Origin of the sequence: Desulfomonile tiedjei (genome assembly GCA_016212925.1) — a bacterium.
Lineage (GTDB): Bacteria > Desulfobacterota > Desulfomonilia > Desulfomonilales > Desulfomonilaceae > JACRDF01.
On record JACRDF010000025.1, the window covers coordinates 13,438 to 26,327 of the forward strand.

A 12,890-nucleotide genomic window follows, 5' to 3' on the forward strand; every position below is an offset into this window, starting at 1 on the left:
GATTGTCGGGCGGCGATCTTGGTGCTTGCATGCCGAGTGGTGCAAGAAAGCCTCGTGTGGTACTTTGACGCCTTTCGGGAGTGGACGCTGTTTCCCAAAATCCTTAGTATGAATAATAGCGACACAAGATCCCTAGGCCGAGAAATCCTATGACGCTCTCTCTGAATGGTGACCCTGAAGACCGCGCTCTGATCCTGGAAGGCGTACTGGATCGGCTCGTGTTTGCTTCGGACACAAGCGACTTTATTGTTGCGAGGCTAACGGTCCGCGGAAGAAGAGAGCCCGTGACCGTGGTCGGAAGCCTCCCACGGCCGCACCCCGGGGAGACTCTTGTCCTGGAGGGCCGCTGGGAATTTGATAAGAAATTCGGCGAACAGTTCCGGTTTCAGAACGCTAGCTCCAGAGCACCGTCCACTGTTGCCGGAATCGAGAAATTCCTGGCATCCAACCTGATAAAGGGGATCGGCCCCGAGATGGCGCGGCGAATAACCGCCACGTTTGGTCAGAGAACTCTGGAGGTTATTGAGAACGAACCGAAGGAACTCTTCAAAGTGCCTGGAATAGGTTCCGTGCGTGCTGAAAAGATTTCCGACGCTTTCCGGGAGCAAAAAAATATCAGAGAGGTCATGCTCTTCCTGCAAACTCACGGCATATCGTCAACCTTCGCATACAAGATCTTTAAGAAGTACGGAAATAGTGCGGTCGATGTTGTGTCCAGGAATCCGTACTGCCTGGCTACGGATATTCGAGGAATAGGCTTCAGGACCGCCGACAAGATTGCTGGAAGCATGGGGATCGACATGCGATCACCCATGCGCGCGCACGCGGGCATCCTGCACGTTCTCGACACGATTCAAGGGGAAGGGCATTGCTTCTACCCGAGGGCCAAGCTTCTGGAGAAAGCCCGTGAGCTTCTGGGCATTGAGGTTCAAACCCTAGGAAAGACCCTGGAACAACTGGAGAGGTCCGGAGAGGTAGTCGCTGAGGAAGACAGAGTCTATCCTCAGATGATGGCCAGGGCCGAGAATTCTGTGGCGCTGAGGTTGCGAAATCTTATCAGCTCACCCCACTTTCTTCCGCCGATCAGGTTGGAAGCTGCGGTGGACTGGGTGCAAAGGCGGAGCGGGCTCAATCTTTCCGACGCGCAGAAGCAGGCCGTGGCCGCGGCAATGGATCACAAAGTATTGATTCTGACCGGAGGACCTGGAACCGGTAAGACCACCCTGTTGCGGTGTCTTATAGAGATTCTCGAAGCCAAGAAGCTGCGAGTGCTTCTCGGTGCCCCCACTGGGCGGGCTGCCAAAAGGCTCGCTGAGGCCACGGGGAGAGAAGCGAAGACTGTGCATCGGCTCCTGGAATATTCTCCCTCAGAAGGAGGTTTTCAGCGGGGAATCTCACGGCCGTTGGAAGGAGAATTCATTGTGATAGACGAAGTCTCCATGGTGGATATCTCTCTGATGAACTATCTGCTCGCCGCAATTCACCCCCAGAGCACGCTTGTTCTCGTGGGGGACGCGGACCAACTTCCATCGGTAGGTCCCGGCAATGTGTTGGGAGACTTCATAGATTCCGGGAACATTCCTGTGTTCAGGCTTGAAACCGTGTTCAGGCAAGCTCGAGAAAGCCTGATCGTTACCAATGCCCACTTGGTGAATCAGGGCAAGTTGCCTGCAAACGAACCCGAAGGGGAGGGTGGCTCGGACTTTTACCTGATTGAAAAAAACGATCCTGACGAAGCTCTGCGGCTAATCAAAGAAATGGTTTCCCGCAGGATCCCCGAGCGATTCGGCTTCAACCCGGTTGAGGACGTTCAGATACTCAGTCCAATGCACAAGGGAACGCTTGGAACCGAAAATCTCAACAGAGAGCTTAGGCAGCTGCTCAATCCCGAAGGTAAGCCGGTAAAAGGGGGGCGATTCAGCGTGGGCGATCGCGTGATGCAAACTCGCAACAACTACGACAAAGAGGTTTTCAACGGCGACGTTGGGAAAATCGTGTCCTACGATGCTGAATGGGACGAGGTGGAGGTAGAATTCGACGGAAGGCCGGTCAAGTATCACATTTCAGAAACTGATGAACTGATTCTTGCTTACGCGGTGACAGTTCACAAATCTCAGGGGAGTGAATATCGCGCCGTGATAATCCCTCTGAATACTCAGCATTTTGTGCTCTTGCGCAGGAATCTCCTATATACGGCCATGACGCGTGGTAGAGAACTCGTCATTCTGATCGGCAGTCCCAAGGCCCTGAAAATGGCCGTGGAAAACCGCAGCGTCGAACCCAGACATACCTATTTGGCTCACAAGATCTAGACGCGGATCAGGTGGTCGGCCTATTGCCGAGCGTAGTCTTTCTCCCTGCAATGGCCCTTTCATAGAGCTTCAAATACTCCCCGGCCGAGCGACTCCACGACAAATCGGTTGTCATTCCTCTGACCATCAACCTTTTCCAAGCTTTGGGATTCTGAACAAATACCTTAAGTGCACTGAGTATTGTTTCTGTTAGCACCTTGGGATCCGGTTCGGCAAACCTGAAGCCTGTGCCCGAATCCCTCTGTAGATCGAATTGGTCAACCGTGTCCGTCAAACCGCCGGTGGCCCGGACAATCGGTACTGTCCCGTATTTCAATGCATAGAGTTGGTTGATGCCGCACGGTTCGTACCTGGAAGGGACCAACAGCGCGTCGGCCCCTGCAAAGATTTTGTGAGCCAATCCATAGTCGTAGGCAAGGAAGACCCCCATATTTTGAGGGTAACGTCTGCTGATGTCCGAGAAGGTCGTCTGATAGCGAGCATCGCCTGTACCCAGAAGGACCATCTGTAAATCGTTGGCCATGAGGGCAGGTATTGCCGCTTCAATTATGTCCACCCCTTTTTGGCTGGACAACCGGCTAACCACCCCGATCAATGGGATCTCAGGTCTCTGCGGCAGCCCCGCAACCCGCTGCAAGTCGGCCTTGCAATCAGCTTTGCCTGAGAGATCGTCGGGGCTGTAATTGGCGGAGATCAGAGAATCGGTTGCCGGATTCCAGATCGTGTAATCCACTCCGTTGAGAATGCCTGAAAGCTGGTTACCTTTTTCTTGCAGCACTCCCTCAAGGCCGAATCCGAATTCCGGCGTGAGGATTTCGTTTCGATAGCCCGGCGAGACAGTGTTCACCTCATCCGCAAAAACGATCCCACTTTTTAGGAAATTTAGCTTGCCATGAAATTCCATATGCCTAGGGGTAAAGAACTCCCAACCCACTCCCACCAGAGGCATGTCAAGATGCCAGAAGATCCCTTGATAGCCGAGGTTATGGATCGTCATGACCGAAGAGCTTTCATGCAGAAGAGGCTCCCAGGCATACAGCGTCCGCAGGTAAACCGGTATCAGAGCAGCCTGCCAATCGTGGGAGTGAAAAACGTCGTAGTGGATTTTGCGTGCCAGCGCCATCTCGATTGCGGCACGGGCCAAGAAAACGAATCGCTCCGAGTTATCTTCGTAATCCGCGTCAGGAGTGCCGTAAAGGTATTCCCTGTCGTAATACTCGTCACATTCCAGAAAGATATAGCGCGCTCCCCTCTGGTCTCGGTGCTGCCACAAGGAAGCGGACAAATTCTTGGCGTTAAGCGTGACCTCGATCTTTGCGTCCATTTTTTCCAAATCGTAGTGGTCCGCATCTATACCACGGTACTTGGGCATCACGACGTCCACTTCCAGGCCCAATTCCGCAAGCTCCGATGGAAGAGCCGACAAAACCTCTCCTAGGCCACCTGTCTGAGCAAAAGGAGTTGCCTCCGGAGTTATCATTAGCACTCGCACTTTTGATCTCCTAACGAGCAGATATGTTGCCGTAACCGTTCACCGGGACCGCCCCGACGCCTTGAAACTACGATGGGGGAGGTTTGGAGGGGGAGATGGTCTCCCCCTCCATCCTCACCGGGCGCAGAGCCGCCTCAAGCCCGGTGAACCATTACATGTTGCCTATGGCTGCCAACCAATACAGCCGCCTTTTGCCTTATGCGCGAGAACTAGTTCTCGCTGGAATGCCGGACTGGCGGCGAGTCAAGAAAAACCATAGAGATAGCCGAATCTGAGTAAATGGCCTCTATTCCCCTGGGACGTACTACAAGGGTCACGGCTCCCGGAAGAGCGCCTATGGCATTTACCTAATTTGCCCGGAAAATAAAAATCTACCGCAACACTTGCAGGCCGGACCTTTGTTGGGGAAGACGCGCCCTTTATTATAGATTCCAAATGAAATTAACGAAAGGGTTTTGTATCCTGGACAACCTAGCATGGTGGCCGCATCGAAAATAGTCATCGGCTCGTTTCGTCCTGTTTTCTGATATGCGCTATAAGACCCCCGTCCCTGACTAATTCTCTCATGAAGGGAGGAATGGGCACAGTATTGTATGTTTCACCGGTCGAGAGATTGCGGATCACACCTTCATCCGGATCCACTTCCACCAAGTCCCCTTCGTTGATACCTTCCACTGCTTCGCGGGACTCAAATATCAGTAGGCCCATGTTAAAAGAGTTGCGAAAGAAAATCCTCGCAAAGCTCTTCGCAATAACGCATGACACTCCTGCTCCCTTGATTGCCACCGGGGCATGTTCTCTCGACGAGCCGCACCCGAAGTTCTTCCCAGCCACAATGACATCACCCTCTTGCACTTTCGAGGGGAACAACGGGTCCGCGTCTTCCATGACGTGTTTGGCGAGGTCCGCGGCCTCTGTAAGGCTGAGATACCGAGCAGGTATTATTTCGTCGGTATTGACGTCATCGCCAAATTTCCATGCTTTGCCTTTGAAAGCCATTCCTGCCTCCTAATGGACAGTCGGTCCGGCCCGTTAAGAGGCTTTCCGTGAAAGAAGCACCTCTTGCTCGACGACCGGAAGAGTTCTTTTTTGGCCTCAGGTGCTATGCCGCGGGCCAGAAGGATTTTTTTACACTATCACATTTTGTTTGCAAGAGGCTTTTTCACGATCAGCAGGAAGAGGCCACAATATCTCATACCAACTTTCATTGCGGGAAGCGCCACAACGAAGGATGAAAATGCCTTCGTTCCGTATTGGTGCCACGGACGTGCAGCTAGGCTCGTCCGTGTCCGTGCACGGATGAGCTACGCACATCCGTGGCACCATGAAAGAACGAGCCCATGTCTCCTTTCGGCTATGGGCCTTTTCATAGGAATGCGCCTTCATGCGAGTAAGCCTGGCGGGCACGGAGAGGCTCCCCCAAAACCTAATCTCCCGCTTAGAAATGTGGCACGCAAGTTCTTTAGCGTTCTGGTTCCCAGGCTCCGCCTGGGAACCCTTACCTTCCGGGCTCTGCCCGGAAACACAAGTCATTTCAACCAAGCCAGGGAGGCGGAGCCTCCCGTTATGCGTTCCAAGGCAGAGCCTTGGAACGAGAAACCTCGCGCCATCGTGGCACGATCTGAATCTTCTCCTAAGTACGCTTCATACTGAAGCGCGGTCAAGGAAGCGGCCCCAGCAATGGCCGGCCGCCCCTCCAAGCCCCTGCGTCGTAATTGCGGGCCCCGATCGATCACTCGGGGAAGGGGTTACACAACTTCCTTTCGAAGGGCCACTTTGTCGACTTTCCCGGTTGGCAGTAAAGGCAGAAGCGGCCGCACGAACAACCTCTTCGGGACCTTGAAGTTCGTCAGCCTGGATTGGCAGAACTCCCTAAGCTCTTCTTCAGAGACTTCCTTGCCAGGCTGTAGCATCGCAAAGGCCCATCCCACTTCTTGGTACACTTCGTCCGGAACAGCAATTACCGCGGCGAACAGGATGCTTGGATGGGATTCGATCACTTCCTCAATCTCTCGAGGGTACACATTTTCGCCTCCACTCTTGAACATTTCCGATGCTCGACCGGTCAGATGGATGTACCCCTGGGAATCTTTGAAGGCCAAATCCGATGTATAGTACCATCCGTCTTCGTCAATAACTGCTTTCGTGGCTTCAGGGTTGTTGTAATATTCTTTCATCATGAAAGGCCCTCGAACAGCCACCTCTCCTACTTCTCCATCCGGGATTTCCTGACGGTCCGGGTTAACGATTTTCAGTTCAAATGGCGCTGCAATTTTCCCCGCGGTGTGCACAAGTTTGTTCAGGTCATCGAGCTTTTCAGTGTAAGTCACGAATCCGCACACCTCGGTGCTTCCGTACCCTGTTACCATTGAAGCCCCGGTCTTTGCACAGATCTGGGACAGGACGGTGACCATTATGTTCGGAGCCGCTGCGCCGGCCCACAGAAAATGCCGGATACTGCTCAGGTCTGTTTGGGCAAACTGTGGGTCCCTGAACTGAAGCAAAAACATCGCCGGAACTTGGCCGAGATGTGTAATCCTTTCTCTTTGGACCGTTTTCAAGGCTTCTGTTGGATCGAACCTGTCCATACACATCAGGAAGCCTCCTGCCATGATCCCTGCAAAACCCAACTCGACAACCGCTGCTACGTGGTTGATGGGGAAGTGTATCAACCCCCGCGCTTGTTCATCAAAAGAGAACTTCTTCACTTCTACTTCGATGTTTTTGACAATGCTCGAGTGTGTGTGCACCACTCCTTTAGGCTTGCCTGTAGACCCGGAGGTATAGAGCAGCAATGTTGGGTCCTGCTCGGCGACTTCCGTGCAGCGCGCTTCCAGGGCGCCGTCCAAGTGGGGTCGTTGCCGGTACGCGAATTCCGGGAATCCCTCTGTTCCTTCGAAAGGTTCCCCCATAACGAGCACCTTCTTGAGACAGGGAAACTCCTCTATCAGGCTTTTGACCGTAGAGCCAAGATCGATGCCCAGATGTTGCCGCAAAGTGATGACCACCGTGGGTTGGCAGTCCCCAATCAAGTACCGCAGCTCATCCAGTGTGAACTTGGGAGACAGGCCCAGCCACACGGCGCCGACTTTCCCCGCGGCCATGAACGTAGTCAAGAACTCTGTGCGAGCCATGGACAGCATGGCAATCCGGTCCCCCTTCCGGACTCCAATATCGAGAAAGGCTTTGGCTATAAGGTCCATACGGCTCTTGAAATCGGTCCAGGTCAGCCTGTCGTCTTCGAATGCCAGAGCTTCGGCCTGGGGCCTAGCTTCAGCCCATTTTTCCACAAAGTGCCATGTTTGGGTCAGACGCTTCCAGCTCACAGTTCCCTCCTTTTGTCGCAAGAGATCCATTCTGATGAAGATCGGTTGCCAGATGTTGCCTAGACGTTGCTGCGTTCAAGGCGCGCGTACGCGCCGCTGATGGCGGGTGATCCGGCGGCATTGAGGACCTTGAAAAAAAGGTCCGTGCCTGGGCCATCCGAACTGCGACCCGACAGAATCATCCGAATTTCGGATCCCGGCACAACCATGCCGGTGAAACGGCACGCCACAGAACGTAGGGCATAAGGATTGCCGTCGGCTTCACGATTGATGATTTCGCGTATCGCGTAGGCCAGGGTGGCTGTTCCCTGGAGAATGATTCCTGGAAGGCCGAGTCCGCGAGCGAACGCGACTGAAGTATGAATCGGGAAAAAGATGTTTGTGCAGCCGTCGTACACAAACGGAGCGACCGGATCGATGAAAATCGGGGTCTCCCAGAGGGGCGGGCCTTGTCCCTTATGCTCTGGGACTGTAGGAAGTGGTTCAGAGTTTTTGGCCTCGCCGCAACATTCCACCCCTCGCATGAGACCGCCCAAATATTCGGTGAAAACCGACCGGCCTTGTTCATCCACCGCGCGATAACGTATGACGACCAGTGTGCCGGCCTTGTGCGGGGAGATCTCCGCTATGGAACCTTTGATCGTCAATTTGTCGCCGGGCCGGACAGGCCTGTGGAAGAGGAGGTGCTCCGTAAAGTGGACCTGGGTGGCCAGGATTTCCTTTGGGAAGTTGTCTGCATCTATATAGTCCCAAATCCTCTCCGAAATCGGCCATGTCACTGCAACAGCGAACATCGGGGGAGCGATGACACCCCTTTCACGCTCGTCGTCGAAGTAGAAGGGATTGGGGTCACCTACTGCCGCCGCATAGTTCATGGTACGGCGCCAGGTGATTTCTGTATGGAAGTCTCTGAAACACATGCCGGCGAAGTCGGTATCGAGCTTCACGATCACCCTCACTTGTCCCGAATCATCTGTGTGCGGCTGTTAGTCTTTTCGACTCTCCGAGCATACTTTATCTCCCTCCGTATGGTCAATGCAGTAGGATTGACGGGGATGCATTTCAGCAGGTACTGCTTCTTTAACCGGGTTGAAATTCCACGCACTTCCCGCAGAGCCTGCGCACAAGCAGCCAACAGCCTTTGGCTCATATACTCCGGGAAAACATCTCAATCGCCTAAAGCTTGCCCCGTCTGGAAAATCCAGATATGTTAAACAGTGAGGCGTTGAAAATGGTCCGCCGGCCAGCGAGGTCAGTGTTGTGTGTTTGGCCGGGCCAGGCTTTCAATGCACTTTGGTACGAATGAGAATCGTTGTTAGGTTTGGGAGCCTTGTTAAGATGGCCATTCGGGGAGCAAAACGTGTGGGACCGCAAATCATTCAGGGAATGACTCTCCGAAATGTGCTGGAAGTGCTGGCACGACACGACTTTCAAATAGATGCTTCTTGCCTTGGTCGGTTAGCTCATCTGCTGGCCCTTGGCATATTCAATTCCGTTTACGGAGGATGCGAGACATTTTTCAATGCTCGGGAAATCAGCAAAGTCCAAATAGAACACCCCCCGCTCTTTGTACTCGGTCATTGGCGAAGCGGCACCACGCACCTGCACAACCTGCTGAGCCACGATCCGAATTTTGCATTTCCTACAGCTTATCAGGCCTTGTTCCCTAACCATTTTATCTTCTCCCAGGTGGGTGGACCGCTTTTCGACCGCTTAGCTCCAAGAAAGCGTCCGATGGACAATATGGCTTTTTCCTCGTTGGTCCCCCATGAAGACGAATTTGCGCTGGTCGCTCACTCCACAATTTCACCATACATGCGGTTTATATTCCCGGTCACCGGGGCTGACGGCTACTCAAAGTTCGACCCCTGCGAGTTGCCACCTGAGGCCCTGGAAAGATGGAAAAAATCCTTCACGATGTTTCTGAAGAAGGTCACTCTGTCCGAGGGCAAGAGAATAGTTTTGAAGTCCCCTCCGCACATGGCAAGGCTGCGCACGTTGCTCGAATTGTTCCCAAAGGCTCAATTCATCCATATCGTGCGAGACCCATATATGGTTTACCTGTCCACACGTAAGCTCTGGGCGGATTCACTCGCCTTTGCATGGCTCCAGGCACCGAGTCCGGAGCAGCTGGACGAGACGATCCTTTCCTCTTATTGCGAGTTGTTCACTCTGTTTCACCGGGATCGGTCATTAATTCCTGACGGGGCGCTGCACGAAATGAAGTTTGAGGACCTTGAAGCCGATCCGATGGGTACACTGAAAAAGTTGTACGAAAGGTTCGACCTGGGCGGGTTCGACCAGTTTGAGGCTCGGGTTTGTCCTTATCTGGAAAAGATCAAGAAATATGAGAAAAACCACTACAGCCTTGACGAAGTAAGTCGCCGAAAGGTCGCGCTTCGTTGGCGCTCAACGTTTGACCGTTACGGTTACCCGGTGTGATTCGGAGTGTTAATCTTCTGGAGTAGGTTCCGATGGGTTTGGATCTCAAGGACTATACCAGTTGCCACAATTTTTGACCTTTTGCACAGCCCGCACTCTAAAAGAACCGGTAGGGCCCAGAGCCTGCCCCGGACCGCGATCCGGGGCCCTGCCGGGCCGGACAAGATTGAGGCCAGAGTTCCCTTTTTGAACGCAAGACGGTATAATGAATTGAACTTGCCGGAAACCCTCTCCACGAGCGCGGGTGGTTGGTTTTGTTGAGATTTTTAACAATATTGCTGGACAAAAGGCTTCCTTTAACCTATAAGCCGTGGACATGTCAAGACAGAGGTACCGTATGATCGGGACCTTTCGTTCTTGGCCGGAAAAGGGATGTTGAGATAGCTTTCGCCCAGGTTTTATAGGGTCCGCGGAATTCTTCTGCATGCCGCCGCGTACCGAGGTTTGGCGGTACGGGCAATTAGGACGGGTTGCTTTTTTACAAAGGAGGGAACATGCAGATCGGGGATGTTATCCACTTGGACGGTCTTAAGGCCGAATACAGCCTTTTTGGCCGCGATCGCTTTTCCACTTGCACTCTGCCGGATGGGGACTACGTGATCCTCGGTTTCGAGGAAGGATATGTGAAGCTCGCCTGGAGCGACGGGGCAGGCGCACCTTCCCGCAAACACCGCTACCGAATCAGAGAAGCTGAGGTCAAACCCGGCTTCTTAAGCTGAGACGGTCTAACTTGACTAACCCTGGCACAAGGCATAATTGGGAGTTTCAGGCGGGCTCTAATTGCTCCATCCATTGTTCCCAAGAGCTGCGCAACGCGACTTAAGCCGTAATATGGTGTTTGCTCCTGGATTGAATTTGGAACATCCGGGGAGAACTTTCGTTCGACTATACCAGTTGTCACCATTTTTGACTTTTTGCACAGCCCGCGTTCTACAAGTGGTTGCAAAACCTTGCTGGCCGGCAGAGTTACAGTAGGGGCGCTTCGAGAAGCGCCCAGATTTCGGGCGGTTCCCGAACCGCGCCGTACAAAGCCCGGAAACTGGTGCACGTGTTATCGAGATTTTGCAACCAGCTGTAGTAGGACCAGTAGGGGCCGGTGTCCCTGCCACGCCAGCGGCGTGATTGATGTGTATCAGGAAAATGTGCCGGCACGGAAGCCGACACCTACCAATTTCCGGGAGGCGCTTTTCATATTGGGACACTGTTTTTGCCACATGCTATAAATGAAACGGATGATTGAATGAGCTAGCGAGGATGGGCCTTTCGACGCCTCACACGGATGTCGATCGTGCTTGTCATCAAAGTGAATACTTGCACTTGGCTCAGTGGCCCTTTAGGCTGGCCCCCATGGGATGGAAAGGAGAGAAATGGCTCTAACGGAGGAATACCTCAAGCCCGCAGCGTCCCGGCTGTCCCGGCTGCAATGGGTCCTTGCCGGCCTTATACTTGGTTTTTTCCTGGGATTCGTCGACACCCTCCTGATCGCCGCTGTGCTGGGGTCTGTCGGGGCCAAGGTTCCTGCCTACTTCGGCGTCCCGACCACCTTCATCGGATACTTTTTCTCCGGCGTTATTCTCGGGCGCTTCGCTCCACGCAACATTCTGTGGGAGCCACCCATCGGCGTTTTGGGCTGCGTGTGGCTTTTTATGCTGGGCTTTGTAGGTTTAAGCGGTCATGGCGTCTTATTATTCCTTTTCTATTTCGCGGTGGTCCCGTCTATCGCTGTGGGAGCAAGCTACCTCGGCATGAGGGTCGGGAGGAAGGACCTTCCAAGGTGGCGTACCCGTGCCAAAGAATCCGACGGCCACGATAAACCCAAGCAAGAAGGTCTGTGAGGACCTGCACATTCCCTTCGTGACGCAATCATTAAATGACATGCTGCAAGAGGGAGGTTCCGACCTGGTATTACCGGCCTTTTCGTTGGCCGTAGTGACGCCGTGACGGCAGGGTCAGCCGCGGTGCAAGAATTTAGGAAATGCCCACTTTCCCACTTGACCTTTTTGGAATTGTGGTATATCAAGGGGACAGGAGGAATCCCACCATGATTAGAACTGCAGATTCAAAGGGTAGAATCAGCCTTGGCCAGCGCTTTGCCAACAAGCCCGTGATCATTGAGAGCATCAGCGACACTGAAGTGAAGGTCTCGCTTGCCCGTGTGATCCCGGAACGGGAAATGTGGCTGTTTCAAAATCCGGAAGCGAGGGAATTGGTGTTCTCTGCGCTGGAACGACTAAGGAGGGGAGAGTTTGCCGAAAACCCACCAGATCTCGAAGCTGATGAAGAACTAGCGTCACGGCTTGAGGACTGATATGAAGTTCTCTCTCGTTTGGGACCGGAGAGCCAAAGACGTATATGCCGCTCTTAAGCGCAAAGCTGAGGCTTCACTAGCGGTCAGGGAAAAGTCTCGGCACAAGAAAGCAAGCAGGGACGAGGGGCTTTTCAAGCAGGTTCGCAAGTGTTTAGAGTTGCTACAGCAAAACCCGAGACATCCGGGATTGCAGACCCACGAGTTCTCCGCCATACCGAACCCCTACCAAAAAGGCCAAAAGGTTTTCGAGGCGTACGTCCAGCAGAAAACACCGGGCGCTTACCGAATCTTCTGGTGCTATGGTCCCCGACAAGAAGAAATAACCATAATTGCGATAACTCCGCATCCTTGAACCCAGGAGACGAACGAGGCTTCGCGACACCGTGTTGCTCTTCCCCGTTTGCAGGCCGGTTATAGCAAGTGTCACAAATAATGTCCTATTGCACAAAGAGGTTCCGGGAAAGTAGTAGGTGCCGGCCTCCGTGCCGGCACATTTTGCCAATATAAATCAACTAGTTCGGGCTGGCAGGGACCCCGGATCGCGGTCCGGGGCAGGCTCTGGCCTCCACCGGTTATCTCAGACCCAGGGCTGTGCAAAAGGTCAAGAATTGTGGCAATTGGTATAACGAAAACAGCGTCGTCCACGAGCCTCAGCTAGTGTCGCGCGAACGATGCGGTTCGCTTCGCTTACCACATCCTACGCGATCCGATCCCACCCATCGCTGTAGGAGCAGGTCACTTCGACATAACGGTCAGAGGGAAGGTTATTCCAACATGAGGGACTTGGGGAAGGACTTCAATTTCTGTGAAAAAAGAGCGATAATGGATTGAGTAACAAGGAGTTCAATATGGCTGATGAACATAGCTGCGACGCTTGTTCCCAAGGATGTGCGGCCAGGCACACCGAGGAGAAGGTGTCCGAGGAAATCCAGGCAGGCCCTTATCTGCTTTTTGCCGCTGTCATGATCGTGCTGGTGAGTCTGGCCGTCAAGTGGCTGTTATAGGCGTGA

General features: G+C 53.5%; 12 protein-coding genes. 8 read left to right on the forward strand and 4 right to left on the reverse strand.

What is annotated here, in order from left to right:
• The first annotated feature begins 149 nt into the window (after positions 1 to 149).
• Complete coding sequence (locus HY913_10620; GenBank protein MBI4963716.1) at positions 150 to 2,312, forward strand: ATP-dependent RecD-like DNA helicase; 2,163 nt, start codon at positions 150 to 152, stop codon at positions 2,310 to 2,312.
• Between the two features lie 7 nt (positions 2,313 to 2,319).
• Here the strand turns inward: HY913_10620 and glgA are convergent, their stop codons facing one another.
• Positions 2,320 to 3,804: a glycogen synthase GlgA gene (glgA, locus tag HY913_10625; GenBank protein MBI4963717.1), complete on the reverse strand. Its 1,485-nt coding sequence runs from the start codon at positions 3,802 to 3,804 to the stop codon at positions 2,320 to 2,322.
• A gap of 498 nt (positions 3,805 to 4,302) precedes the next feature.
• Positions 4,303 to 4,803, reverse strand: a complete 501-nt coding sequence (locus HY913_10630) for a 3-isopropylmalate dehydratase small subunit (GenBank protein MBI4963718.1) — start codon at positions 4,801 to 4,803, stop codon at positions 4,303 to 4,305.
• Between the two features lie 47 nt (positions 4,804 to 4,850).
• Here HY913_10630 and HY913_10635 point away from each other — a divergent pair, with 47 nt between their 5' ends.
• Complete coding sequence (locus HY913_10635; GenBank protein ID MBI4963719.1) at positions 4,851 to 5,039, forward strand: hypothetical protein; 189 nt, start codon at positions 4,851 to 4,853, stop codon at positions 5,037 to 5,039.
• A 513-nt stretch (positions 5,040 to 5,552) separates the two neighbouring features.
• Here the strand turns inward: HY913_10635 and HY913_10640 are convergent.
• Together HY913_10640 and HY913_10645 are read right to left on the reverse strand one after the other, a co-directional pair.
• Positions 5,553 to 7,130, reverse strand: coding sequence for an acyl--CoA ligase (locus HY913_10640; protein MBI4963720.1), 1,578 nt, complete (start codon positions 7,128 to 7,130; stop codon positions 5,553 to 5,555).
• A 59-nt stretch (positions 7,131 to 7,189) separates the two neighbouring features.
• A complete protein-coding gene (locus tag HY913_10645; protein ID MBI4963721.1) occupies positions 7,190 to 8,077 on the reverse strand; it encodes a MaoC family dehydratase N-terminal domain-containing protein in 888 nt (295 codons plus the stop codon).
• A 391-nt stretch (positions 8,078 to 8,468) separates the two neighbouring features.
• On the opposite strand from HY913_10645, the gene HY913_10650 reads away from it, so the two are divergent.
• From HY913_10650 to HY913_10675, 6 genes are all read left to right on the forward strand, one after another.
• On the forward strand, positions 8,469 to 9,572 hold the full coding sequence (locus HY913_10650) for a sulfotransferase (protein MBI4963722.1): 1,104 nt from the start codon (positions 8,469 to 8,471) through the stop codon (positions 9,570 to 9,572).
• Between the two features lie 494 nt (positions 9,573 to 10,066).
• Entirely contained in the window at positions 10,067 to 10,291 is a 225-nt protein-coding gene (locus tag HY913_10655) for a hypothetical protein (protein MBI4963723.1), read from the forward strand.
• Positions 10,292 to 10,939: 648 nt separating this feature from the next.
• Positions 10,940 to 11,407, forward strand: a complete 468-nt coding sequence (locus HY913_10660) for a hypothetical protein (protein ID MBI4963724.1) — start codon at positions 10,940 to 10,942, stop codon at positions 11,405 to 11,407.
• A 206-nt stretch (positions 11,408 to 11,613) separates the two neighbouring features.
• Positions 11,614 to 11,880, forward strand: a complete 267-nt coding sequence (locus HY913_10665) for a hypothetical protein (protein ID MBI4963725.1) — start codon at positions 11,614 to 11,616, stop codon at positions 11,878 to 11,880.
• Position 11,881: 1 nt separating this feature from the next.
• Positions 11,882 to 12,232, forward strand: coding sequence for a hypothetical protein (locus HY913_10670; GenBank protein ID MBI4963726.1), 351 nt, complete (start codon positions 11,882 to 11,884; stop codon positions 12,230 to 12,232).
• 496 nt (positions 12,233 to 12,728) lie between these two features.
• Entirely contained in the window at positions 12,729 to 12,884 is a 156-nt protein-coding gene (locus tag HY913_10675) for a hypothetical protein (GenBank protein ID MBI4963727.1), read from the forward strand.
• Positions 12,885 to 12,890: the final 6 nt, after the last annotated feature.

Bases quoted from the DNA above. Each gene is read 5' to 3' on its own strand.
- HY913_10670 (MBI4963726.1), top strand. From the start codon at position 11,882: ATGAAGTTCTCTCTCGTTTGGGACCGGAGAGCCAAAGACGTATATGCC.
- HY913_10665 (MBI4963725.1), top strand. From the start codon at position 11,614: ATGATTAGAACTGCAGATTCAAAGGGTAGAATCAGCCTTGGCCAGCGC.
- HY913_10620 (MBI4963716.1), top strand. From the start codon at position 150: ATGACGCTCTCTCTGAATGGTGACCCTGAAGACCGCGCTCTGATCCTG.
- HY913_10655 (MBI4963723.1), top strand. From the start codon at position 10,067: ATGCAGATCGGGGATGTTATCCACTTGGACGGTCTTAAGGCCGAATAC.
- HY913_10650 (MBI4963722.1), top strand. From the start codon at position 8,469: ATGGCCATTCGGGGAGCAAAACGTGTGGGACCGCAAATCATTCAGGGA.
- HY913_10630 (MBI4963718.1), bottom strand. From the start codon at position 4,803: ATGGCTTTCAAAGGCAAAGCATGGAAATTTGGCGATGACGTCAATACC.
- HY913_10660 (MBI4963724.1), top strand. From the start codon at position 10,940: ATGGCTCTAACGGAGGAATACCTCAAGCCCGCAGCGTCCCGGCTGTCC.
- HY913_10675 (MBI4963727.1), top strand. From the start codon at position 12,729: ATGGCTGATGAACATAGCTGCGACGCTTGTTCCCAAGGATGTGCGGCC.